The organism is Aliiroseovarius sp. PrR006, assembly GCF_010500215.1.
Lineage (GTDB): Bacteria > Pseudomonadota > Alphaproteobacteria > Rhodobacterales > Rhodobacteraceae > Aliiroseovarius.
In genome coordinates, this window is sequence record NZ_JAAGOY010000004.1 from 1,019,074 (window position 1) to 1,042,068 (window position 22,995).

Here is a 22,995-nt window from a genome sequence, read left to right on the forward strand (position 1 = left end):
CGTCTCAAGTAGGCTTTCTCTGACACAGCCCTTTTCGCTGCATCCGAAAATCTGATGTCTGTAAACTCATACAATGCGAAACGGCAAGACAACTCTTTGGCGGATCGATCGATGCTCATCTCAATAGGATGTAGCCCTGCTTAGCAGTCAGGTCCAAGCAAGCCAGACCTAGCCAACTTTTGCCCGTAGAAATGGCTTTGTCGGATCATATCCCCACAGGCTTAGAAGGAAGAACCAGACAGTGCAAACACACACTATTGAAAGCGCTATTGGTTCCAGCCGCTGGTAAAGAGCGAACCGGATGAGCTCGACCGCGTATGTGAACGGGTTCCAGACGACCACCGATGCAATATAAGGCGCGTTCTCCTGCATCTGCCAAAGCGGGTAAAGCGCTGTGGACAGGAAGAACATCGGGAAGATTACGAAATTCATAACGCCTGCGAAATTCTGAAGTCGCGTGATCATGGCGGATAGAAAAAGCCCCATGGCTCCTAACATCAGCCCGACAAGGAACAGGGCGGGCAATACTGCAAGATAACCACCCCACTGCATTCGGATATCAAACACCCAAGCGATCGCCAGAAAGACGACGCATTGCAGGATCGACACGAACGCACTGGCCAGAAGTTTTGCCAGAAGGATCCACCAGCGAGGCACCGGCGCGGTTAGCAAAAGCCGCATGGATCCCATTTCCCGGTCATAGACCATCGAAAGCGAGGACTGCATGGCGTTGAAAAGCACGATCATCGCGCACAGGCCAGGGACGATATATGTCTCGTAGCGGATGTAAGTTTCGTAGGGTGGGATAATCGACAGGCCAAGTGCCGCACGAAAACCTGCCCCGAAAATGAAAAGCCAGACAAGCGGGCGGACAAGTGCCGCAAGAAACCGCTCGCGCTGGTGCAGGAAACGCAAAAGCTCGCGGATGATGATGGCTTTGAGACATGTCATCATAGCTGCGGTCTTTCGTGGCCTGCATAGTGTCGCGACAGCTCTTCTGCGCCTCCAAGCTCCGCAAATCCGCCGCGACTTGCGATCTGTCCAGATTGCAAAACAATCACATCGTCTTCGGCCCAAAGCTCATCCAAAAGGTGAGTAATCCAAAGGACCGTCACGCCGTGAGCGCTCATCGCATGCACTTCATCAACGATCGCTTGTTTGGACGCAGGATCTAGTCCAGTTGTGGGCTCATCAAGCAGTAAAATCTTTGGGCTGGGTAACAGCGCGCGAGCGATTTCCAGACGGCGACGGTGCCCGCCATTCAAGTCGCGCACCGAGCTTCTCTCGCGCCCTTCAAGGCCAAACTGCGCCAGAAGCTTTTCGATCCGGTCCGCGGGTTTTTTAATCCCGTGCAACCCAGCGAAATAACGTAAATTCTGTGCGACTGAGAGTTCAATATCCAACGCAGATTGTTGAAACACCATGCCGACGTCACGCAATCCCGCGCGCGACGTCATCAGGGACTGCCCCATCACGCGCACGTCACCGCGATCTGGCAGAAGAAGGCCCGCAATCAGGTTGAAGATTGTTGATTTTCCAGCCCCGTTAGGTCCCAGAAGAGCGGTAAAAGAACCTTCGTCCAATCGCAGCGAAAACTGCGAAAGGACGGTGCGAGGCCCATAACTTAGGTCCACATCTTCCAGGACAACGGCTTTGGTCATTCAATCTCGATCTGTATCGCCTGGCTTTCGCCGGTGCTGCCCGGAATGCGCAGCTCGTATTTTCCGGGTTTGATTGCGACGAAGCCGATTTCCATCGTCCCCGCGTCGTCAAACTCGATCGAGTGTAGCGCGTAGGGACGGATTTCCAACCCTTCGATGACAACTTCGTCCACCCAGATCGCGCGGAAGAAATCATTTCCGGCCAGACCAATTTCGCCCGACCCGTCTGCCGTAAATTCGACCTCGTAATACTTGCCTGATTTCAGTTCCCACGGAGCGTCGGCCAGAGGCTCGCCGACGGACAGGATAACTTCAGGAAGGTCAATCTTGTTGGATCCCGACAACAGTCCGGCCATGCCCAGACTGTCGTCATCGTCATCCGCAAACGCGGTGCTTGCGGCCAGCAGACTGGCAAGGATAATGGCTTTTTTCATTTGTGGCTCCTCAACTGGTCGGGCGTGCGACCGCGCCCCAAGGGAAGCGGCCCACTTTGATGGATTTGATGGCTTTGTTGGTGGCAAGATCGACAACGCTGACGTCGCCAGACACACCATTGGTCGTGAACAGCTTAGTTCCGTCAGGCGAGAACGCCATGTGCCAGACACGGCGCCCCACCAAAACATAGTCCAGCACCTCGTAGGTTGCGGTATCGACCACGGCGACGTGATTGGACGGGCCGAGCGCCACATAGGCAAGGCTGTTGTCAGCATTCAGCTCGACCCCGACAGGCTGAACTTTGTCGGGATGAACGCCGGTGATCTCAAACGCGATCTTGGCGATCTGGCTTTGATCGGCGGTGTTGAACACGGCAACCGTGCCGCCGATTTCCGAGCTAACCCAAAGCTTGCTGCCGTCTGCGGTAAACTCGGCATGGCGTGGCCGGGCATCGACCAGAGAGTTGGCGTAGATGCTGTTCGTTTCCGTGTCGATCCAATGCGCCATATTGGTGGTTTCAGACGTTGTGATCGTCGTCTTGCCATCGGGGCTGACCGCCATCCCTTCCGGTTCAACCCCCACGTTGATCTGCGCAATAACGTGGTGGGTTTCGGTATCCACGACAGTGGTCACGGCATCATCTTCATTGGCGATGTAAAGCAGCTTCCCATTGGGATGCAGCGCGAATTGTTCGGGGTCTTCGCCTGAGGGCAGTTCGTGGATGATCTTGCCGGCCTCGACATCCAGCACCTGAACCGAATCTGAATCCGACGCGCAAATATAGAGATACTTGTAGTCGCTCGAAAACAGGATACCGCGCGGACGCTCCCCGACCTCGTATTCCTTTATGACCTCCAATGTATCGACATCGATCACCGAGATCGTGTCGCTTTTTTCGTTCGAAACCCAGATCTCGTCACTGAAGCCCGCAGCGGGTAGAAGGGCGATCAAGGCCGCCAGACAGGTGTTCATTTTCATTGCTTCATTCTCCGAATGCTATGCATTGGCTTTCCGGTTCGTCAGCACCAAGGCTGTCCAACTCGTTTCTGGCGTGCAGAAATCCCTCAAGCGGAGCCATCGCAACCAGAGCCGAGGCGTGCGTCAGCCCAATAGGTTGGCGCATCTGCCCGTTCCAGTTGCGGAATGACAGGGGGCGACCCTTGAACCCAGCCAGTTCGATTCCGCCCAGAAGGAAGGCGCGAATGTCGTTGATGGGGGCAAAACTTGTTCGCAGATGGGCTTCGTCCACGGCGCGCAACGCGGCCCATGCGGCATAGTCCACGTCCTGCATGTTCCGGCCCGATAGTTCGTGGAATCGGCTTTGCAACTGGGCAGCGCCCCATTGTTCGTTTACCCGGTCCCAACCGGTAGCGCGAAGGCCATCGCCACCAAGAACCGGGCGGGCAAGCCAAGTATTATAGGCAAGGTAACGCGCGAAATCGTTGTGTTCATCGGCAACGAACAGCACGTCATAGTCACCAAGCTTCTGGGTCAGCAACGGGACTTCCGCGCCAGCCTGCCTGCGCAGATCGCCATCCAGAACCCAAGGTTCTTCTGTCGCGAAGCTCATCCCGAATTTCTTCGAGGCTTTGTGCAGCGCTTGAGCAAATTTGGCGTCCTCAGCGGCATTGCCTGTTACAAGCGCCATCGTATCCCATCGCTTCTTCAAGACGAATTGCATAAGCGCGTCGGCGCGCATGGCATAGCTTGGCAATGTGTGCAAAAGCGTGGCGCGGCAGTTTTCGCCACGCAAACTGTCGTCATAGGACCGTATGTTGAAAAACAGCCGCGCTTCGGTCCCGTCCACAAGGCTGATCATTTCCTCGGCGCTCATGTCTAGCAGCACATAGGGGGCGTCGCTGCCCTGCAAGGCCGCGCGCGCGGACTCCAGATCGCCCTCGGCCAGATCGACGGTTTCCATGACGAACTGATATCCCATGAAGCCGCCCGTCGTGTTGTTGTCAGCAACAGCCAGATTAGCGCCTGCAAGGCCCAGATCCTCGGGGATCGGATCTAGATTCGACAGGACGGGGCGTTCAGGAGTGGCAATCCTGAGGTAGAGCACATTTATGTCGCGCTGATTGTCCGCGGCGTTGGAAATGTTTGCGAGCAAGCCAACAACCAGCATGACGACAAATGATTTCAATAAGTTCGTCATCAGTTCCTCCCTAAAAAAAGAGTGTCTCTGATTGTTAGACGTTCGAGTAGTTGGACAAAGGTCGAATAGTGCAGTCGCAGCAAGCCAATTAGAAAGTTTCAAAAGCTTGGAGGAGACACAATGAAACTCTCGACACGGATGCTTGTGCCACCGTTCATTCTTGCCGCCGCTGCTGCCTTTGCTCACGGCGACGTAGCCCCACAGGCTGTGGACACAGCCGGCCTTCCTGACCTTGGTGAGGAATGGCTTGAAGAAAACCCTTGGCGTGACCCGGCTGGCGAAAACTGGCAAGCCGCCATCGACATCGGCGCGTCTGGCTATAACCAGAACTGTGCACGGTGCCATGGGCTGGAAGTGGTATCCGGCGGACTTGCTCCGGACCTGCGCTATCTCAGTGCAGATTGGGACGGCGACGAATGGTATCTCGAACGCTACCGTAATGGCATGACCCAAAACGGCATCACCAAGATGCCTGCTTTCGGGGAATTGCTTGGTCAGGAAGCGGCATGGGCGATCCGCACCTATGTCGAAACGCGCCCAGACGATGGAGCGTTTGACGATCATCAGTCCCGCCTGTCCGAAATCCGCGACTATCTGAAAACCCGTGCGGTTGAGATCGAGGGTGGTGCCGACGCTGCAGCACTGAGCGACGAGGTCGCCGCCTTGCGCAGTGAACTGACTGACATCAACAGTTCGGCTGAAACTGGATCGGATGCACCGGTGGCAGAATCGGCCGTCTCTCGTGCCGCATTGGCATTGGACGGCAGCGCCCAAAGCTTTGGCAAAGCAGCCGAGATCTTGACCATCGGCCTGTCAGCTGCAAACTGATCGGCGTGCGGTTCTGGATTCATATTGTCTTGGTGCTCGGCCTATTGGCCGGCACCTCCGGGCACGCGCTGGCTCGATGTGAAGATCTGGCCAAGGGCTATGACGACGTGGTCCCGAACCGCTCGGACACTCGGATCGACGTTGGGCAGGACTTCGACACAATCCTTGAACGAGGGTTTCTAACTTTTGCTGTCTATGATGACTTCGCTCCATTTTCGTGGGAGGAGGGCGGCAAGCCCAAAGGCATCGATATCGAGATCGCGCGCATCATTGCCGAGGATATCGGTGTCGAGGCGCGCTTCAACTTCGTGACCGCCGACGAAAACGTCGATGCCGATCTGCGCAATCAGGTCTGGAAGGGGCCGTTGATTGGTGGCCGGGTATCGAACATCATGATGCATGTGCCTTACAGTAAAGACCTGCAATGCCGGAACGAACTTGTCGTTCTGAACGGTCAGTATTTCAACGAGACATTGGCGACGGCTTATCGCATCGACGTATTCCCGGATGATGCTCCGACAACGCCTTATTACCGCTTTCACAAGGTGGGCGTTGAAAACCACACGATCTCGGATTTCTATCTGTCGAACTTCAACGGCGGTATGCTACTGCCCAACATTCGCCACTACCCGGAACACGAAGACGCCTTCGCTGCGATGGAAGCAGGGGAAGTGGATGCCGTCATGGGCGTGAAGAGCATTCTGGAGCATCTCGACCAAAGTGATGCCATCGCAGTGGCCACCCCGCCGCTTGTGAACTTCGCGCTCGATACATGGACGCTGGGCATCGCTGTGCGTCACAATTTCCGCGAATTGTCCTATGCCGCCGACTACGCGATTGCGGATGCGTTGGCCGATGGCCGGATCGCAGCCATTTTCGAGAAATACGGCGTGAGCCACGCCGCCCCGGAATACTAAACGTCAGCCCATCTGTATCACGTCGCCTTCGTGACTTTCCAACCAGACATTGACGATCCCAAGGGCGCGGAAATCAAGCGCGCCGATCTCTGGTTTGGGCATGAGCGAAAGCGCGGTGGAATACCCGTCCGCCAGCGCCGAGCTTTGCGCTTGAACCGTGACGGTTTTCCAAACGGGAGCGCGCCCCAAAGGGTGCACGATATGTGCCCGACCATTGGCGCGTATCATGGCGCCCGGAGCGCTGGTCGCAAGGCCAAGATTTTCCAAATCGGCATACCCTAGCCGCTGTGCCTCATCGTTCTCGATGCCCAAACGCCAATCGCCGTCGCCCGCCGCGAATTCTCCGAGATCGACCAGATGTACGGCTTGGCCACGGCGCTGCAATAGGCGAGACAGCTGATCACTCGCATATCCCTGCGCGATCCCATTCAGCGTCAGGGCTGTGTCTGGTTTTTCGAACCGGATGATGTCGCGTTGGACGTCAATCGTCCCAAACCCGGCAGGAGGGAGTGGGGAAGCGTGCTCTGCTTGCCAGACCGACTGTATGGTAGGATCAAAGACCCCGTCAGTCGCGGCCCAGACCTCTTTTGACATATTCAGCAGCGCAACCAGATCTTCCGGCGGATTGTGCAGAACCCCTTCTCGGTTCAACCGTGAAATGGCCGAGTGTGGACGGAACAGGCTGAACACATTCTCAAGTCGTTCAACCTCGGCTTCAATTGCCGAGAACGTCCTGTCCGCGTCTTCGCCGCTTTCTTGAAACACCACCGACAGATTTGCGCCGAATCCGCGCCCGTGCCATTCGCGCCGGCTTGGTTTGTACCGCGTCAGGGCCAATGCCCCCAGCGCGGCCGCCCCAAGTTTGATGACATTTCTTCGCTGCATCATGACACGCGTACCCTTTTCTTGTCGGTTACGATCAGTGGCACGCATTTGTTGCGATCTTCATAGATGTCGACGCACTCCAGGCAACCAAAGCACTCGGAATAGTCGATCTTTCCCGATGTTTTGATGGCCTTGTAATCGCATTTGACTTTGCACAATTGGCAGGGTGATCCACATTCGGCCCGGCGTTCGATCCAAGGCGTTAAACGCAACCAACCGCCGATTGCCATAAGTGCGCCAAGGGGGCAGAGGTAACGGCAATAGGCTTTGAACACGACCGCCGATGCAAATAGGCAGATCATGGCGTAGAACACGTAGTACCATTCCCGCTGGAAGAAGACCGAAATGGCGGTTTTGAAAGGTTCGACCTCGGCAGCGGTTTCAACGTGTTCCGGGCGATAGAACAACGTCGCGACCAGACCGGCCAGCACAGCGTATTTCATAAGCTTCAAACGTCGGTCCCATATGCCCGAGACCGTCAGTTGCCGAACGCCCAAACGCTTGGCGATCGCGCCAACAAATTCTTGCATTGCGCCGAACGGACACAACCATCCGCAAAAAAGCGCCCGCCCCCAGATGAAGAACCCGATGATCGCGGCGATCCAAATCACAAGCGAAAACGGATCGTAAAGCAGGAAGCTGAGCGATTTCCCGGCCATTGCGGCGGACAGGGTCGCAATCGGTGTCAGGATCGAAAGCTGACCTTGCCCCCACCACCCAATCAAGCCAAGCGTCGCTGCAAGTACGCCATAGCGCACCAGACGATATTCGCGGCGGCGCACGAAACGACGATTGAACGTCATAAGGGCAAAGACCAACACCAGAAAACCACCCAGCAATAGCAGATCGGCGCGTCTATTCACCAATGCGCTTTCGAACGGAGACAAGGGTTTGGGCGGGGTGAGCACGTCGAAGAACCGTTCATCCGCCCTGACCATCCAGCTGAAGCGCGCTTGGCCTTCCTGCGGCTGGAGCATCCCGTGGTAACGGATCGCCAAAAGGCTAAGTTGCCACTCGCGCACCGGGTTGAATCCCAGCCTGCGATCGAGCCTCAGCACCATGGCCTGACCATCAGGCAGACCCTCTTTCAGGTCAATCAACAGGTCCGCATCCATCATGGACACGGGGAAATCGTCCTGTTTTGCCTCGATCCACGAGGGTGCGGTGTTTCGAACGAAGTCCTCTGACACCAATCCGTGATCACCAGCCTCGATCAAAAGAAGCGTCTGGTCGTCTGGCGATATCCTCCCCAGCCGCTCCCAGTCGCGCAGCATCCGCGCGCCCATCACCGCTTTCGCAACCGGCGGTGCTGTCACGTCTACAATCCAGAGATCGATGAAAGGGTCTCCGTCGTCGGCGCCGGGAAAGGGGTCGTCGCTTTGCCAAGTCGTCCCGGCAAACTCGCCCCGCACTTCGCCATGGGTGGCAACGACATGGCGCGCGATGCCCTCTTCGACCAGCTGATCCCAAGTGAATGTCTGGTCCAAATCAGGCTTAAGCACGACTTTTTCTTGCGGGCGAGCAATACCCTTGAGCTTTTGTCGCGCCACTTCGCGCGCTGCGGCCATGATGCTTTCGTGGGCGATCCGAACCGAAGCAGTGGCCTTGGTCACACCGTCCAGATAGACCAGTGATCCACCGCCACCCGAACCGTAGTTAGTCCCGATGGTGATGGGAGTGTTGATGGACAGGCCTCGGTATTGCTCCAAGAACTGCCGAAACGGCGCTTCCCCCATGCCGGACACGAAGATGGGCTCGCTTTGATTGAGCAGTTTCACATCGATGAATCCGCCATCCATATCCAGCAATACCATCATATTGATCGCCGCCCCCGAGAAGCCGGGAAGAGGCGAGATCGCCTCGGACTGAATGACATACCCTTCGCGCGCGCCACTGCCGTTCAGCAGCTCCCAAACCCCGTTGATGTCCGTCGGCTCACCAAGGCTGTAGGGGGCGATCACGGCGTCTCGCAATTCGGCTTCATCAACCAGATCGGCCGCCGCCCACTGTGCTCCAAATGCCAGTAGGAACACCCCCAGCAGCGAGCGGAACAAAGCGTTGATGATATCGGACCGTGTCACGGCGACGCAAACTCAGCGCCGTGCTGCAGAACGTCGCGCAGCTCATAGCTTTCAGCCCCAAGCGCCTCAGCCTCGTCCTGCGCATGAGTCACAAGTACCAGCGCGCTTCCGGTTTTGTCCAAGAACGCACGCGTAAGCGTCAGCATCTCGTGCCTGAGGCTCTGATCCAGCGAGGCAAATGGCTCGTCCAACAGCACCAGAGGCGTAGGGGTCAGGAAGCAACGCGCCAGTGCCAAGCGTCGCTGTTGCCCGACCGACAACTGGCGCGGATAGTGGCCAGCTTTGTCTTGCAGACCTACTTGAGACAGGGCCTCTTGTATGTCTTTTTCTTCCGAAGCAGGATGGAAAACCTGAAGATTTTCTCTGGTCGTGCGCCACTCCAGCAGGGTCGGGTTTTGAAACATCAAAGCGATCTCATCCGGTGCTTCGCGCGTCCCATCAAACCGCCTGTCCAGCCCCGCGATAATGCGAAGAAGCGTTGTTTTGCCGACGCCTGACGGACCAAAAATCGCGATCCGATCACCGTGTTTCAGGTCCAGATGAACGTCTTCCAAAACAGAGTGACCCGCGAAGGATTTGCGGTGAAGGTCAAGCTTCAGCATCGACACGCCACCTCCCGACCCGCTTTTCACTGGGCTGCATGATCGCAAACTCAATGAACAGGATGCAGATGACGAAGCTGAGCGCATAGGCCAGCACGCCCGTCACATCGAACAAAGAGAACTGCGTGTGTATTTGCCGTCCAATGCCGTTTGGACGGCCCAGAAACTCGACCACCAAGACGATCTTCCAAATCACGGAAAAACCGGTTCTTGCCGCCGAGACAATGTGAGGAAACAGTTCCGGCAAAATGATGTGGCGCAGCTTGGTCAGCAGTGAAAGCCGATAAACACTTGCCAGATCACGCAGCGCCGATGACGAATTGCGCGCGCCCTCGCGGATGATCGTAGTGGTCATAGGCACTTTGCTGAGCGTAACGGCCAGCACGGCCGCAAACTCGTTCAGGCCCACCCAGAGGTAGCACAGGACGATCAGCACAAGTGCTGGCAGGTTCAGGAAGATGATCAGCCATGGATCAAGCCAGGCGTCCAAGTTGTCTGATCGGCCCATCGCATATCCGAAAGCGCCTCCGATGAGCATCGCCAGCCCGAAGGCTGCTGTAACGCGCCAACCGGTCGCCACTAGGTTTTCCTGCAGCTTGCCTTGCTGCCATAGCACGCTCATTTCGTGAAAGACCTGCAACGGGGACGGCAGAACCTGCGGATCCCCCAACAAGACCGAGAGGCCGTTCCAAAACAAAAGGAACAGCCCCAAGGAAAAAATGCGTATGCCTGTGTTTCGGCGCATTGTCTGCGTCAGCTGCCGACGAACAACCCGGCTGGAAGAGATGTGGCTTTGCCGACAAGATCTTCACCACCAAGTTCGCCCATTAGCTTCAACATGTCCTGAACCGCATCGGTGTCGATCTCGGTTCCGGCGGGGATCCCGGCAATGAACCCGGCCTTAAGCGCCTCGAACTGAGCATCGTTTTTTGGTTTCATGCGCGGGCGGACAACCTCCCAGGCGGCGGCGTCGTTGCGCAGAATATCCTTGGCGGCGCGCGAGGCATTATAAAGCGCCTCGGACAGTTTGGGGTCCATATCGCCGTTTACGATGTAACCCAGAAGGGGTGTCGTCGTGCTAAGGCCAAGAGTTTCGGCAGCTTCTTGGACCGAGATGATCTCGACCAGACCCGCAGCTTTGGCCTTCGCTTGGAAGTGCCAGAAGTTGATCACCGCATCGACTTCCCCGGTCAGCGCGGATTTGAACATAAGCGGCGGAGCGCCGAATTCTTGCTTGGTGATCGCCTGCAGATCCAGCCCCGCCGTCTTCTCGGCATAGGCTTTCAGGATCAGCCAGCTTTTATCCAGCGGACCACCCGCAATACCAACCTTTTTGCCTTGCAGGCCTGCCAGATCGGTGATGCCGCTTTCTGGCTTCACCATGATGCCGCCAACAGCGGTGGAATAAGGAATGAACTTCACGTCGCGACCTTCGGCGCGCTGACGAGCCGCCCACACGACGTCCGACACCATCACGTCGATCTCGCCCCCAAGGAAGGCAATATCAGACGCGTTGCCGCCGCCCATCGGAACAACCTCAAGCGTGAAGCCATTCGCCTCGTCGAGGCCATTGTGCTTGATCGTGTCGAGCTCCCAGTTCACCGTGCCAAACGACAAGGCACCAAGCTTGATAACGGGCAGATCTGCCGCCAAAGCCACCTGTGTTACACAGGCAAATACCGCGCTGAACGCGGCCTTCTTGAATCCAAACATAACAGTCCTCCCTGTTTGTATGAAGCGTAGGCAAACAGGGGCCGCATCTCCTATACGACCAATTGGCAATACCTTTCAGACTCACTTTCCGCGAGTTTTTTGGGCGACAGGAATCTGGAGTTTCTGTCGTCTCGGATTGGGAGGACACGATGAAAAAATTACTACTGGCGACGTCAGCGATGGTTATCGCTGCGACGGCGTCGATCGCAGGGGTGACCGAAGAGGACATCGCCAACGATCAAAACATCACCACACAGATCGTGAGCAACGGGATGGGGCGTCATCAACAGCGCTATAGCCCGCTCGACATGGTCAACAAGGATAACGTAAAGAACCTGGTTCCGGCCTGGGCCTTCTCGATGGGTGGCGAAAAACAGCGCGGGCAAGAATCCCAGCCGCTGATTTATGACGGTGTCATGTATGTGACCGGTTCGTATTCGCGCATGTATGCCATCGACGTGAAGACGGGCGAAGAAATCTGGCAATACGATGCACGTCTGCCCGAAGGCATTCTGCCCTGCTGTGACGTGATCAACCGCGGTGGCGCGATCTACGGTGACAAGATTTATTTCGGTACGCTGGACGCTCGGATCGTCGCGCTGGATCTGAAGACAGGTGACGTTGTCTGGAAAGACAAGATCGCAGACTACAAGGCCGGCTATTCCTATACCGCTGCGCCGCTTATCGTGAATGGACTGGTTGTCACAGGCAACTCGGGTGGCGAATTCGGCATCATCGGCGAAGTGCAGGCGCGCGACGCCGAAACTGGCGAAGTGGTCTGGACCCGCCCGGTGATCGAAGGTCACATGGGCACGCTGAACGGCGAAGAAAGCACCATGACCGGCGAGCTGAATGCGACCTGGCCCGGCGATCTTTGGAAAACCGGTGGTGGCGCGACCTGGTTGGGTGGCAGCTATGACGCGGACACCGACACGCTGGTCTTCGGCGCGGGCAACCCTGCCCCGTGGAACTCGTGGCTGCGCGGTGCTGGCGACACCAAGGACGGCTCTGCCGACAACCTCTATGCTGCGTCGCGGATCGGGATCGACCCCGCAACCGGCGAAATCAAATGGCACTACCAGACCACGCCACGCGAAGGCTGGGACTTTGACGGCGTGAACGAAGTGGTTCCGTTTGTCGATGCTGAAGGCAACAAGCGCTATGCAACGGCTGACCGGAACGGATTCTTCTATGTCCTGAACCGCGAAGACGGCGCCTTTGTTTCGGCCTCTCCTTTCGTGAAGGACATCAGCTGGGCAGAAGGGATCGACGAAAATGGTCGTCCGATCTTTGTCGAGGAAAATCGTCCCGGCAACCCTGCCGACGCCGCTGATGGTGGCAAAGGCGACGTTGTGTTCTCGGTTCCGTCGTTCCTGGGCGGCAAGAACTGGATGCCCATGGCACACAGCCCGGACACCGGCCTGTTCTACGTCCCGTCCAACGAATGGGGCATGGACATCTGGAACGAGCCCGTCAGCTACAAGGAAGGCGCTGCCTATCTTGGGTCCGGCTTTACGATCAAACCGATCTTCGAGGATTACATTGGTTCCCTTAAGGCCATCGATCCGAACACCGGCGACGTCAAATGGGAATACAAAAACGATGCGCCTCTTTGGGCGGGTGTGATGACCACCGCTGGTGGCCTTGTCTTCACCGGCACGCCTGAAGGCTATCTGAAAGCATTCGACGCCGACACCGGCGAGGAGCTGTGGAAGTTCCAGACCGGATCGGGCATTGTCGGCCAGCCCATCACCTGGGATCAGGATGGTGAACAGTATGTTGCCGTTGCCTCGGGCTGGGGGGGCGCGGTTCCGCTCTGGGGTGGTGAAGTGGCCAAGAAGGTCAACTTCCTGAACCAAGGTGGATCGGTTTGGGTCTTCAAAGTCCCGACCATTAACTAACCCAAGTCAGACCAAGCAGAGCCCGCACCTTGTGGGCTCTGCACTTTCGTTATTTAATTCAGAGGCGAAAAATGCAAATGGCTGAGGTTGTCATGCCGAGTTTCGGTGAAACAAGTGAATTGAGATTGTTGTTGATCGACGACCACCCATTGTTTTGCGATGCGATGGCCATGACGGTAGGAGAGATTTTCGACGCGCCGATGATCCAGACCGCCGCAACGCTGAAAGATGCGCTGAAGCGTGTGTCTGAAACCGCGCCCGACCTTATCGTGCTGGACCTAAACCTTCCGGATGTCGACGGCGTTGATGGCTTGATCCGGCTGCGCTCGGCCGTGCCGGACGCGAAGATCGTCGTGGTCTCGTCGATCTCGGACAATCGCGTAACATCAAGCGTTCTGGATTCCGGCGCCGTTGGGTTCGTCCCAAAAGGCAGCCCGCGCGAAGAACTTGTCCGCGCGTTCCAGATCGTTGCGGATGGGGAAATTTATACACCCGAAGATTTCGTCGCACCGCAGGGGGATTTCCTGTCGCAGGAAAACCAGGACGTGGTCGAGAAGCTCTCGAGCCTCACGCCACAGCAGTCGGTCATTCTGAATTTGATCTGCGAAGGCAAGCTTAACAAGCAGATTGCCTATGACCTTTCCATCGCCGAAACGACGGTGAAAGCGCACCTGACTGCGATCATGCGCAAGCTTGGAGTTCAAAACCGTACACAAGCTGTATTACTCGCAAAAAAAGTCAGCTATGCTTCGCTCACAGGGGATGCTGGCGAAAGCTAGATTTCCAGGGAGGGGAACAGATTGAGCGAGTCTGACGCGCGTATCGTCGTGACCGTATCAGTCGACTTGTTGGCTGAAACGGACCCAGCTGGAAAGTTGGTCGAGGCATTGGGGGATGACCCTTATGCCTGCATTATCGTCTTGGCCTCGCCTGATGTTGAGCTGGAAAAATTTACCGTACAACTGCAAGCTCATCTGAATGCCCCGCATATCTTGGGCGCACGCACTGCAGGCGAGATCTGCGATGAAGGCTATAGCGAGCACAGGATTGTCGCGCTTGGCTTCCCGCAATCACATTTCGCCGCGAGTGCGCGTATATTTGAAGCCCTTGATGATCCGGACGAGGTCGCGATTGGCCGCGAAGTTCTGGCGCTTCGCCACGACGCGCAGGCGCAACGACATGATTTCAAACACGAGTTTGCGTTTCTGCTGGTGGATGGCCTGTCACGCCGAGAGGACGCGTTTGTTCTGAATGTCTCGACAGCGCTTGGATCGACACAGTTGTTCGGCGGATCTTCGGGCGACGGGTTGCGATTTGAAAGCGCGCCAGTCTTCTATAACGGACAGGTGCGCAACAAGGCCGCTATCGTATTGGTCGTCCGCAGTGATTGCCGGTTCGAGGTGTTCCGAGAAGACCACTTTGAATCGTCCGAGAAGCGCTTGGTTGTGACTGGTGCAATTCCTGAAAAACGGCTTGTGACCGAGATCAACGCCGAACCCGCAGCCCCAGAATATGCGCGCATTGTCGGCATTGACCCGAACCAACTGTCGCCCTTCATCTTTGCCTCGCATCCGATCGTAGTTTCTGTGGGCGACCAACACCACGTGCGCGCCATCCAGCGCGTTGAAGAAAACGGCCATCTCAGGTTTTTCGCTTCAATCGACGAAGGAATGGTGCTGACGGTTGCAAAGGCCAGAAATATCTCGGAACATTTGCAAGAGGTGCTTGATAAGCTCTCGGCGGATTGCGAACCGGACTTGATTTTTGCGTGTGACTGCATTCTCAGACGGCTTGAAGCCGAGCAAAAACAAGAAGTTATCAACATGTCCGCCGAGCTGAGAAAGCACCGTGTTGTGGGGTTCTCAACTTACGGCGAACAGCACAATATGCTGCATGTAAACCAGACCCTGACAGGAATAGCGATCTATCCACCTGACCATGAGTGACCCGCATTCGACAGATGGCCTTTTGAAGGCAACCGACAGCCTTGAGCGCGAAAACGAGAAGCTCAAGGTCATTGTCGACAAGCTGATGTCACGCGTGGAACGGGCGACTGTAGACAGCGCGAAAGGGTACATGCATTTCGAGCGCGCAATTGCTCTGGAAGGCGAAGTCCAACAACGCACCAGTAAGCTTGAGGAAGCGCTGGACGTGCTTCACGCCACCAACGCACAGCTTGCTGCCGCTCAGCGCGAGGCCGAGAAAGCCCGACAAGATCTGTCGTCAGCGGTTGAGACAATTCAGGAAGGCTTTGCAATTTTCGACGCCAGCGAGACTCTGGTGATGAAGAACTCGCGATTTTCGACCATGTTTCCGGATATCGTTGGCGACATCAAGCGTGGCATGAGCTTTGAAAGCTACCTTCGTCTGACCGCGGGCAGCGCGTATATCGTGCGGCCTGGTGGTATGTCGGTTGAAGACTGGGTGAGCCGACGCATTGCGGTTCACGAAAGCAACTCGGTGAACTTCACGCTCGAGCTTAAGGACGACCTTTGGCTGCAGATCAGCGAGCAGAACACACCGGATGGCGGCACAATTGTCCTGCAAACCGACATCACCGATCACACACGGCTGGAACGTGAAGAACGCACCAAAATTTTGGATCGGCAAGCCAAGATCGTCAAAGCGACGCTTGAACACATCGAGCAGGGCGTTTTGATTTTCGACGCGGATCGTAAGCTGATCGAGTGGAACGATGCCGCCATCGAAATTCTGAAAATCCATCGCAGGCTAGCGCGGGCTGGAATGCGCTTGGCCCGGTTTGAAAGGCTTTTTGAACCCGGCGTGGTGTTTAACCCCGAAAGCCAGCCGCAAGTGGTGTTCGAGTGGGCGTCGACCCGCAAGAACCGTGGAATCCTGCGTTGCGAACTGGAGGCCATGAATGGTTTTCAATATGATGTGGTTGGGCAGGAAATGGCTGATGGATCGTTCCTTGTGTCCTTCAATGACGTCACAAAGCTGCGGCAGACCTACAAGGATCTTCATCAGGTCAATGAAACCCTTGAACAGCGTGTTGTCGAAAGAACGGATGAACTTCGAGCGGCCCGAGATTCTGCAGAACGGGCCAACGCATCGAAATCGCGGTTTGTTGCAGCGGCCAGCCATGACTTGTTGCAGCCAGTGAATGCCGCCAAGCTGTTCATCTCGTCCTTGGAGCACACAGATCTTGATCCCAAACAGGGGTCTATCGTCGGGCGGATCTCGCAAAGCTTTCACTCAGTCGAAACGATACTGGGCGCTCTTCTGGACATCTCGAAACTCGATTCCGGGCAGGCAACACTAAACATCTCAGAGTTTTCGTTGGCTCAGATTTTCGAGCGCCTTTTGGAAGAGTTTTCAGGTGCGGCCGCAGCGAAGGGTCTTGAGCTGTCCGTCGTACCCACATCGGTCCATGTGAAATCTGATCCCGTGTATCTTCGCCGTATTCTGCAAAACCTCGTATCAAACGCGATCCGTTACACAAAGACTGGCCGCGTATTGGTTGGTGCGCGCCACCGTGGCAAAGGTATCGATGTGTATGTCATCGACACTGGCATCGGGATACCTGCTGAAGAGCAAGAGCTGGTCTTCAAGGAATTCCACAGATCCGACCCGAGCCAAGCAACCGAGTCTGCGATGGGGTTGGGGCTGGCAATTGTGGAACGCGCCTGCCTAATGTTGCAGCATGATCTGGAGCTGACCTCGGCTGTTGGTGTGGGCACGTCCATTCGCGTTTCGCTGCCGATTGCAGAACAGCCAGAACTGGCCGTCGAAACAGTGCAGCCCAGCCGGGATATCCCCTTGTCGCTAAAGAACGCGCTGATCATGGTGATTGAAAACGATCCAACAGTGCAGGACGCGATGGAACGGGTGCTTGAGGATTGGGGCGCCGCACCATTGATCGCTGCCTCACAACATGAGGCCGAAGCACAGATTGAAGAACTCGGTCTTCTGCCGGATGTTCTTCTTGTCGATTACCATCTGGATGACAACAAGAACGGGCTTGATCTGATTGGAAATCTGCGGGGCAATCACGGACCGCTGTTGTGTGTATTGCTGACTGCGAACAGATCGCCCGAACTGGCGCGCGATGCGCTGCAGCAGGGGGTTTTCCTGCGCTATAAACCGCTTGATGTCGAAGACTTGCAAGATCTTGTCGGAGGCCTTTTGGCAAGCCGTCCGCATGCTCAGACCTGAGCATCCACCTCTAACCGGATGAAAGAAAAAAAACCCGCCTCTGGTGAGGCGGGCTTTCAGGTTATTGTGGCGCATCAGGGTTTGCCACAGGGGGAGTCAATCCTAGAAGAAGCCCAGCTTGTTGGGGTTGTAGCTCATCAAGACGTTTTTGGTCTGCTGGTAGTGGTCCAGCATCATCTTGTGAGTTTCGCGCCCGATGCCCGACTGCTTGTAGCCACCGAAGGCAGCATGTGCGGGATAAGCGTGGTAGTTGTTCACCCAGACGCGACCAGCTTCGATCGCGCGGCCAAAGCGGTAGCAGCGGTTTGCGTCACGCGACCAAACACCGGCACCCAGACCGTACATCGTGTCGTTGGCGATCTGCAGCGCTTCTTCTTCGTCCTTGAAGGTCGTAACCGACACAACCGGGCCAAAGATCTCTTCCTGGAAGACGCGCATCTTGTTGTGGCCTTTCAGGATGGTTGGCTGGATGTAGAAACCACCCGAGATGTCCCCGTTGAAACGGGCCGCATCGCCACCGACCAGAACTTCGGCGCCTTCTTCGCGGCCGATGGTCAGGTAAGACATGATCTTGTCCTGCTGTTCTTGGCTGGCCTGAGCCCCGACCATGGTGTCACCCAGACGCGGGTCGCCTTGTTTGATCGCTTTTACGCGCTCGATACAGCGGGCCATGAACTCTTCATAAATGTCTTCCTGAACCAGCGCACGCGACGGGCAGGTGCAGACCTCGCCTTGGTTAAAGGCAAACAGAACGAAGCCTTCGACGGCCTTGTCAAGGAATGCATCATCTTCGGCCATGACGTCCGAGAAGAAGATGTTGGGCGATTTGCCACCCAGCTCCAGCGTGACCGGGATCAGGTTTTCCGTTGCGGCTTGCATGATCAGACGGCCGGTTTCGGTCGACCCGGTGAAGGCGATCTTGGCGATGCGGTTGGAACGTGCCAGCGGTGCGCCAACTTCGGCACCATAGCCGTTGACGATGTTCAGAACGCCATCCGGCAGCAGGTCGGCGATGATTTCCATCAGCACCATGATTGCAGCGGGGGTCTGTTCAGCAGGCTTCAGAACGATACAGTTACCAGCGGCCAGAGCAGGCGCCAGTTTCCATGCAGCCATCAAGATCGAGAAGTTCCACGGGATGATCTGACCCACGACGCCCAGAGGCTCGTGGTAGTGATACGCAACCGTGTCCGCATCGATCTCGGACATGGTGCCTTCCTGGCTGCGCAGAACGCCTGCGAAGTAACGGAAGTGGTCGACCGAAAGCGGAATGTCAGCCGCGGTGGTTTCACGGATCGGCTTACCGTTGTCCCAAGTCTCGGCGGTCGCGATCGTTTCCAGGTTCTCTTCAATCCGGTCAGCAATCTTCAGCAGGATGTTCGAACGCTCGGTCGCCGAAGTACGTCCCCAAGCTTCTTTCGCAGCATGAGCTGCGTCCAGCGCAAGTTCAACATCAGCAGCATCCGAGCGGGCCACTTCGCACACGGCAGCGCCGGTGATCGGGGTCACATTGTCAAAGTATTTGCCATTGACCGGTGCAACAAATTTGCCGCCGATAAAGTTGTCGTAGCGACTTTTGAAGGGCGAGGCAAAAGTGCCTGCCTCTTGAGTCATCTCATTCATAACGTCTCCTCCCAAGATTGGTGAATGAAGTTCAGATGGCGAAATCATGGACCCCGGAAGGTGTTTCGACACCCCCGACTTTGGTCGGACATCCCGCCAGTGGATTGGAAACGGCGGACGAGGTAGTCTGTCACAAGCTTTCGGCCGTTTTGTTGAGGCCGCAGATTATCAGAGAGGTTCCGATGACCCTGAAGAGATCGATACAAATAAGCTTGGCCGTATTGTTTTCCGCCGGGGCCGCCTGTGCCGAAAGTCGAGAAATGACATCGGATGAATTTGGCACCCATAACCCCGAAGAGCTGACCCTTCATGGTGCATTGGAACGGCTCGAACACGGAGAGTCTCATCCCATGGAATACGCCATGGGGTATTTCGCAGCAAAAGCCGGACTACATGACGAGGCAAGGAAACTGTTCGAAGGCGCCGTGGATGAATACGCAAGCCCGCAGGGTATGACATGGCTGTCGTGGATGGCTGACAATGGTCTGGCGGGGCCGGAAGACCCAGAGGCCGCCGCCGAATGGGATCGCAAAGCTGCCGAGGCCGGCAGCGAAGTTGGCATGTTCAATCACGGTCTGAACCTACTTCGCGGACGTGGTGTCGCCCGCAACGAGGACGAAGGGCGCCGCATGATCGAATCCGCCGCCGCCATGGGCCAGCCCCGCGCGCAACATCTGATCGACAATGACTATGATCTGGAAAGCGTCACGCCGGATGCGGACAGCTGGAAATACAACCCGCTCGCTTTCTAGCTAAGATCAGCGGACATCAACACAGGATCGCCAGCATGGAAAACTACGCAGACCTGATGTTTCGCGGGCAAGTTGCCGAGATCCAAAAGGCCGAAGGGTGCCACGGCATCCACAAGGCCAATTATCAGCGGCGCACGCAGGCAGCGCTAAGCGACGTTGACATCGCCTTCATCCAAACGCGTCAAAGCTTCTATATCGCAAGTGTGAACTCAGACGGTTGGCCTTACATCCAGCATCGGGGCGGTCCGGTGGGTTTTCTGAAAGTGATTGGCCCAACCCGCGTGGCCTGTCTTGATTATGTCGGCAATCGACAGTTCATCACCATGGGGCATGTTGCCGAGGATCCGCGTGTTTCGTTGTTCTTGATGGACTACATGCGTCGTGGGCGCATGAAATTGCAGGGGCACGCCACACTGGTACGGCTTGCTGATGCTGATCCGGCAGTTCTGGAGCAGTTTCAAACCGAAGGAACGCCTGCTGAACGGTTGTTGATCGTCGACGTGGTCGCGATGGACTGGAACTGTCCGAAGTACATCCCTACCTTTGTGCCCGTCGATGTTGCGAATGCTGCAACCGAAACCTATGCAGCCGACCTTCAGGCAGAGAACGACGCATTGAAAGCTGAACTGGCGGCCCTAAAGGCAAGCCGCTAATAACCTAGATCCACACTCAGAGCACAGCGCATCTACGACTAAAGTCGTAGAGAGATAGCCTTGTTTTGTTGACCTGCGTCAAACGGACTGCGGGTGCAGCATTCTAGGGTTGGGCATCAAATCGGAGGTTCCAATGAAACATCTCGCCCACACTTTCAGCGCCCTTTGCCTTGCTGTCTGCGCTTCCCCCGCCTTGGCTGAAACCACTTTTGAAAAGATCAAAGTTGAAGCTGGTGAAAAGCTGTACAACTCCGAATGCCGCAAGTGTCATGCCGCGGATGCTTCCGGCCCCAGCTATGGCCCGCCGCTAGAAAATATCGTCGGACGCGGCGCTGGTATGGTCCAAGACTATGATTATTCGACCAGCCTTGAGGCCTCGGGCATTGTCTGGACACCCGCCGCTTTGCGCGCGTGGATGGAAGACAATGACGGCTTCATGCCTGGCACCAAGATGCGCCATGTCGGCATCGAAGACCGCACGGTTCAGGATTTCATCATTGCCTATCTGTCGAGCATCACAACTCAGGACAACTCGGCGATTTCCGAATGATCTTTTGGCGCCAACGCCTTTAGACTTTAGTCTCATACTGCCAACTGCTCTTTCCAACTACGCTGACTCCATAAACAAGGAGCCATGCGATGGTGGACGAAGTGGAAAAAGTAGTCGTAACTGAAGCCGCGTTGGCGTTGCTTGAAGAAATTCGGGCCGAACACGGTGACGTTGTGTTCAAGATCTCAGCCGGGTGCTGTGATGGCACCGGGCCCATGTGTTTCCGCGAAGCCGACGTCATGATTGGGTCAAATGACATCAAACTGGGCGATGCGGACAATGCCGGTATCTGGGCAGCCCCATCCATCGCGGAACTCTGGAAGAATTCTCAAATGATCCTTGATGCAGGGCCTGGTACCGGCGCCGGTTTCAGCTTGGACAATGGTCGGACAACCCATTTTTTAACGCGCTCGCGCATCCTGTCTGTCGATGAATAAAGTGCCTTTATGATGCTCTGTTTTCCACAACAGGCCTAAGCGATCTGCGGTCAGACTCATTCTAACCAGTCTCAGCCAGGCCAGTCACACTGCCCCTTATACCGCGCAGAGACCACGCCACTCGGCAAGAGCGGCGGTTCGGTTGAGCTTGAAATGTTCACGTTTCGATAGGCTCCGCTCGTGATTAAAGTGGTTGAAAACCAAGGCGTGGGCGGCAACGAATTTCTGCAAACTTCGCATTCGTCGAAATCGTGACATCGCTCGTTCTCGTCGTCGGAATGGAAGGTGTGAGTTTTCAATCCGGTTGTTCAAATAGCGACCGGTCGCTTGCTTCTCGGCGTTTCCAATCTCCCGCATTGCAGCTCCTTAGGATCTGAGTTGATCTGTAACGATAAGTTCAGGTTGGCCATACCGTTTCATCGCTTTCTTTAAGAATTTAAGGGCTGCGCGCTTATTCCGTCGCTTCGTGACGTAGCTTTCCAGCACTTCACCTTCATGATCAATCGCTCGCCACAAGTAGTGCCGCTCGCCGTTGATCTTCACGAACACCTCGTCCAGGTGCCACTGCCATCGTGAAAAAGTACGGAGCTGTTGAACCCGTTTTCTTCAGATCTCAGAAGCGAACAATGGACCGAACCGGTTCCACCAATATCTCACGGTTTCGTGGCTAATATCGATGCCACGTTCGTGCAGCAGGTCCTCCACATTCCGCAGCGAAAGTGGAAACCGAACATATAGCATCACCGCAAGGCGGATGATCTCGGGGCTGGTTTTGTAATAGCGAAATGGGGAACGTTTAGGCATGGCAGGACGCTAATTCAGCACCCCGCCCGTCTCAAGCGTGTTTGCTCTGACACTGCCCAACAAAAGCTGATCCGTCACCCAAATCTGCATAAGATCGTAGTGGCACGGATCGAACAAGGCTGAACGCGTTCCTGTACGCAAAAACAGCCCGCTATGTGATCCGCGTCACAGGTTTCCAGACAATCATGGCCTAAAAAACTTAGGGGAGCACGATGCTCAGCCCTATCGTACTCGTTTCCAGAGGGTGATCAGATGGCTTTGAGATCAATGAAAGAACGTATCATCCAGACAATAAGTTTCGAACTGGGTGGTCTGATAATTGCAGCGCCGCTATACGCGTTATTCTTCAGCACCTCGTCGGGACATTCATTCTTTCTGCTGGTGTGTATTTCCGCGGTGGTGCTGACCTGGGCACCCGTGCACAATACGCTTTTTGACAAATTCGATCTCTACGCATTTCGCCGAATGGCCAGCGCCCGACCGCACAGGTGGCGGGTGCTCCACGCGGTCTCGCTGGAAATATCGTCAATTGCCTTGACCTTTCCCGTTGTCATGCTGATCAGCGAGCAAGGGGCCTGGGGCGCCCTAGCTGTCAATATCTGGCTCACGCTTTTCTATGCTGTGTATGGCTATCTATTTCACCTTACCTTCGACATGGTGCGCCCGGTGCAATCGAGCACGTTACTTTCCGAGTAACCACTACGCTGCTACCGGCTGCATCTCGCAACCGTCCGCGTCAGGCGTTTTTCTGCGAATGATCGGTGATCGCGGCACATGGGTGTGCTGTCAGACAAATTCTAACCAGTCTCAGCCAGGCCC

At 56.0% G+C, this 22,995-nt stretch carries 22 protein-coding genes and 1 pseudogene; 11 read left to right on the top strand and 12 right to left on the bottom strand.

From position 1 onward, the window contains the following. Positions 1-168: 168 nt before the first annotated feature. Genes G0Q00_RS04980 through G0Q00_RS05000 form a run of 5 tightly spaced genes read right to left on the bottom strand, consistent with a single transcriptional unit; the run spans position 169 to position 4,254 of the window. Positions 169-951, bottom strand: a complete 783-nt coding sequence (locus G0Q00_RS04980; RefSeq protein ID WP_163036944.1) for an ABC transporter permease — start codon at positions 949-951, stop codon at positions 169-171. Continuing rightward, on the bottom strand, positions 951-1,661 hold the full coding sequence (locus tag G0Q00_RS04985) for an ATP-binding cassette domain-containing protein (RefSeq protein ID WP_163036946.1): 711 nt from the start codon (positions 1,659-1,661) through the stop codon (positions 951-953). The genes G0Q00_RS04980 and G0Q00_RS04985 overlap by 1 nt, the downstream gene beginning before the upstream one ends. Continuing rightward, positions 1,658-2,095, bottom strand: a complete 438-nt coding sequence (locus G0Q00_RS04990; RefSeq protein WP_163036948.1) for a hypothetical protein — start codon at positions 2,093-2,095, stop codon at positions 1,658-1,660. Before G0Q00_RS04990 ends, G0Q00_RS04985 begins: the two co-directional genes overlap by 4 nt. 10 nt (positions 2,096-2,105) lie before the next feature. Then, positions 2,106-3,068, bottom strand: coding sequence for a YVTN family beta-propeller repeat protein (locus G0Q00_RS04995; protein WP_239058321.1), 963 nt, complete (start codon positions 3,066-3,068; stop codon positions 2,106-2,108). A 10-nt stretch (positions 3,069-3,078) separates the two neighbouring features. Continuing rightward, complete coding sequence (locus tag G0Q00_RS05000; RefSeq protein ID WP_239058322.1) at positions 3,079-4,254, bottom strand: ABC transporter substrate-binding protein; 1,176 nt, start codon at positions 4,252-4,254, stop codon at positions 3,079-3,081. A gap of 120 nt (positions 4,255-4,374) precedes the next feature. Between G0Q00_RS05000 and pedF the strand changes: the two genes are divergently transcribed. After that, positions 4,375-5,082, top strand: coding sequence for a cytochrome c-550 PedF (gene pedF, locus G0Q00_RS05005; protein WP_163036951.1), 708 nt, complete (start codon positions 4,375-4,377; stop codon positions 5,080-5,082). A gap of 5 nt (positions 5,083-5,087) precedes the next feature. Continuing rightward, complete coding sequence (locus G0Q00_RS05010; RefSeq protein WP_370458535.1) at positions 5,088-5,999, top strand: substrate-binding periplasmic protein; 912 nt, start codon at positions 5,088-5,090, stop codon at positions 5,997-5,999. 3 nt (positions 6,000-6,002) lie between these two features. On the opposite strand, the gene G0Q00_RS05015 is transcribed toward G0Q00_RS05010, so the two are convergent. From G0Q00_RS05015 to G0Q00_RS05035, 5 genes are all read right to left on the bottom strand, one after another. Further along, positions 6,003-6,884 carry an FAD:protein FMN transferase gene (locus G0Q00_RS05015; protein ID WP_163036953.1) on the bottom strand — a complete coding sequence of 294 codons (882 nt, stop codon included), beginning with the start codon at positions 6,882-6,884 and terminating at the stop codon, positions 6,003-6,005. After that, entirely contained in the window at positions 6,884-8,965 is a 2,082-nt protein-coding gene (locus G0Q00_RS05020) for a 4Fe-4S binding protein (protein WP_370458536.1), read from the bottom strand. The genes G0Q00_RS05015 and G0Q00_RS05020 overlap by 1 nt, the downstream gene beginning before the upstream one ends. Then, positions 8,962-9,567, bottom strand: a complete 606-nt coding sequence (locus tag G0Q00_RS05025; protein ID WP_163036955.1) for an ATP-binding cassette domain-containing protein — start codon at positions 9,565-9,567, stop codon at positions 8,962-8,964. Before G0Q00_RS05025 ends, G0Q00_RS05020 begins: the two co-directional genes overlap by 4 nt. Beyond that, positions 9,554-10,189: an ABC transporter permease gene (locus tag G0Q00_RS05030; RefSeq protein WP_239058323.1), complete on the bottom strand. Its 636-nt coding sequence runs from the start codon at positions 10,187-10,189 to the stop codon at positions 9,554-9,556. The genes G0Q00_RS05025 and G0Q00_RS05030 overlap by 14 nt, the downstream gene beginning before the upstream one ends. Before the next feature lie 131 nt (positions 10,190-10,320). Continuing rightward, complete coding sequence (locus G0Q00_RS05035; RefSeq protein WP_163036957.1) at positions 10,321-11,280, bottom strand: ABC transporter substrate-binding protein; 960 nt, start codon at positions 11,278-11,280, stop codon at positions 10,321-10,323. 149 nt (positions 11,281-11,429) lie between these two features. On the opposite strand from G0Q00_RS05035, the gene G0Q00_RS05040 reads away from it, so the two are divergent. The 4 genes from G0Q00_RS05040 (at position 11,430) to G0Q00_RS05055 (ending at position 17,357) form a co-directional block, all read left to right on the top strand. Next, on the top strand, positions 11,430-13,181 hold the full coding sequence (locus G0Q00_RS05040) for a PQQ-dependent methanol/ethanol family dehydrogenase (protein ID WP_163036959.1): 1,752 nt from the start codon (positions 11,430-11,432) through the stop codon (positions 13,179-13,181). A 92-nt stretch (positions 13,182-13,273) separates the two neighbouring features. Further along, positions 13,274-13,960, top strand: coding sequence for a response regulator transcription factor (locus tag G0Q00_RS05045; protein ID WP_163038326.1), 687 nt, complete (start codon positions 13,274-13,276; stop codon positions 13,958-13,960). A gap of 21 nt (positions 13,961-13,981) precedes the next feature. Then, complete coding sequence (locus G0Q00_RS05050; protein ID WP_163036961.1) at positions 13,982-15,127, top strand: FIST N-terminal domain-containing protein; 1,146 nt, start codon at positions 13,982-13,984, stop codon at positions 15,125-15,127. Continuing rightward, entirely contained in the window at positions 15,120-17,357 is a 2,238-nt protein-coding gene (locus tag G0Q00_RS05055; protein WP_163036963.1) for a PAS-domain containing protein, read from the top strand. The genes G0Q00_RS05050 and G0Q00_RS05055 overlap by 8 nt, the downstream gene beginning before the upstream one ends. Before the next feature lie 102 nt (positions 17,358-17,459). Here G0Q00_RS05055 and adh read toward each other — a convergent pair whose 3' ends face one another. After that, on the bottom strand, positions 17,460-18,980 hold the full coding sequence (gene adh / locus G0Q00_RS05060; RefSeq protein ID WP_163036965.1) for an aldehyde dehydrogenase: 1,521 nt from the start codon (positions 18,978-18,980) through the stop codon (positions 17,460-17,462). A gap of 260 nt (positions 18,981-19,240) precedes the next feature. Here adh and G0Q00_RS05065 point away from each other — a divergent pair, with 260 nt between their 5' ends. The 4 genes from G0Q00_RS05065 (at position 19,241) to G0Q00_RS05080 (ending at position 21,372) form a co-directional block, all read left to right on the top strand. Continuing rightward, entirely contained in the window at positions 19,241-19,732 is a 492-nt protein-coding gene (locus tag G0Q00_RS05065) for a tetratricopeptide repeat protein (protein WP_163036967.1), read from the top strand. 35 nt (positions 19,733-19,767) lie between these two features. Next, positions 19,768-20,385, top strand: coding sequence for a pyridoxamine 5'-phosphate oxidase family protein (locus G0Q00_RS05070; protein ID WP_163036969.1), 618 nt, complete (start codon positions 19,768-19,770; stop codon positions 20,383-20,385). A gap of 133 nt (positions 20,386-20,518) precedes the next feature. Further along, positions 20,519-20,935, top strand: coding sequence for a cytochrome c family protein (locus G0Q00_RS05075; protein ID WP_163036971.1), 417 nt, complete (start codon positions 20,519-20,521; stop codon positions 20,933-20,935). Between the two features lie 89 nt (positions 20,936-21,024). Next, entirely contained in the window at positions 21,025-21,372 is a 348-nt protein-coding gene (locus G0Q00_RS05080) for a DUF779 domain-containing protein (protein WP_163036973.1), read from the top strand. A 96-nt stretch (positions 21,373-21,468) separates the two neighbouring features. Here G0Q00_RS05080 and G0Q00_RS05085 read toward each other — a convergent pair. Further along, positions 21,469-22,176, bottom strand: a pseudogene (locus G0Q00_RS05085) (IS6 family transposase). Between the two features lie 267 nt (positions 22,177-22,443). Here G0Q00_RS05085 and G0Q00_RS05090 point away from each other — a divergent pair. Beyond that, positions 22,444-22,872 carry a chlorhexidine efflux transporter gene (locus G0Q00_RS05090; protein WP_163036975.1) on the top strand — a complete coding sequence of 143 codons (429 nt, stop codon included), beginning with the start codon at positions 22,444-22,446 and terminating at the stop codon, positions 22,870-22,872. Positions 22,873-22,995: the final 123 nt, after the last annotated feature.

Excerpts from the sequence above, each read along its gene's own strand:
- G0Q00_RS04980 (WP_163036944.1), bottom strand. The coding sequence starts at position 951 with ATGACATGTCTCAAAGCCATCATCATCCGCGAGCTTTTGCGTTTCCTG.
- G0Q00_RS04985 (WP_163036946.1), bottom strand. The coding sequence starts at position 1,661 with ATGACCAAAGCCGTTGTCCTGGAAGATGTGGACCTAAGTTATGGGCCT.
- G0Q00_RS04990 (WP_163036948.1), bottom strand. The coding sequence starts at position 2,095 with ATGAAAAAAGCCATTATCCTTGCCAGTCTGCTGGCCGCAAGCACCGCG.
- G0Q00_RS04995 (WP_239058321.1), bottom strand. The coding sequence starts at position 3,068 with ATGAACACCTGTCTGGCGGCCTTGATCGCCCTTCTACCCGCTGCGGGC.
- G0Q00_RS05000 (WP_239058322.1), bottom strand. The coding sequence starts at position 4,254 with ATGACGAACTTATTGAAATCATTTGTCGTCATGCTGGTTGTTGGCTTG.
- pedF (WP_163036951.1), top strand. The coding sequence starts at position 4,375 with ATGAAACTCTCGACACGGATGCTTGTGCCACCGTTCATTCTTGCCGCC.
- G0Q00_RS05015 (WP_163036953.1), bottom strand. The coding sequence starts at position 6,884 with ATGCAGCGAAGAAATGTCATCAAACTTGGGGCGGCCGCGCTGGGGGCA.
- G0Q00_RS05025 (WP_163036955.1), bottom strand. The coding sequence starts at position 9,567 with ATGCTGAAGCTTGACCTTCACCGCAAATCCTTCGCGGGTCACTCTGTT.
- G0Q00_RS05030 (WP_239058323.1), bottom strand. The coding sequence starts at position 10,189 with ATGAGCGTGCTATGGCAGCAAGGCAAGCTGCAGGAAAACCTAGTGGCG.
- G0Q00_RS05035 (WP_163036957.1), bottom strand. The coding sequence starts at position 11,280 with ATGTTTGGATTCAAGAAGGCCGCGTTCAGCGCGGTATTTGCCTGTGTA.
- G0Q00_RS05040 (WP_163036959.1), top strand. The coding sequence starts at position 11,430 with ATGAAAAAATTACTACTGGCGACGTCAGCGATGGTTATCGCTGCGACG.
- G0Q00_RS05045 (WP_163038326.1), top strand. The coding sequence starts at position 13,274 with ATGCCGAGTTTCGGTGAAACAAGTGAATTGAGATTGTTGTTGATCGAC.
- G0Q00_RS05055 (WP_163036963.1), top strand. The coding sequence starts at position 15,120 with ATGAGTGACCCGCATTCGACAGATGGCCTTTTGAAGGCAACCGACAGC.
- adh (WP_163036965.1), bottom strand. The coding sequence starts at position 18,980 with ATGAATGAGATGACTCAAGAGGCAGGCACTTTTGCCTCGCCCTTCAAA.
- G0Q00_RS05065 (WP_163036967.1), top strand. The coding sequence starts at position 19,241 with ATGACATCGGATGAATTTGGCACCCATAACCCCGAAGAGCTGACCCTT.
- G0Q00_RS05070 (WP_163036969.1), top strand. The coding sequence starts at position 19,768 with ATGGAAAACTACGCAGACCTGATGTTTCGCGGGCAAGTTGCCGAGATC.
- G0Q00_RS05075 (WP_163036971.1), top strand. The coding sequence starts at position 20,519 with ATGAAACATCTCGCCCACACTTTCAGCGCCCTTTGCCTTGCTGTCTGC.
- G0Q00_RS05080 (WP_163036973.1), top strand. The coding sequence starts at position 21,025 with ATGGTGGACGAAGTGGAAAAAGTAGTCGTAACTGAAGCCGCGTTGGCG.
- G0Q00_RS05090 (WP_163036975.1), top strand. The coding sequence starts at position 22,444 with ATGAAAGAACGTATCATCCAGACAATAAGTTTCGAACTGGGTGGTCTG.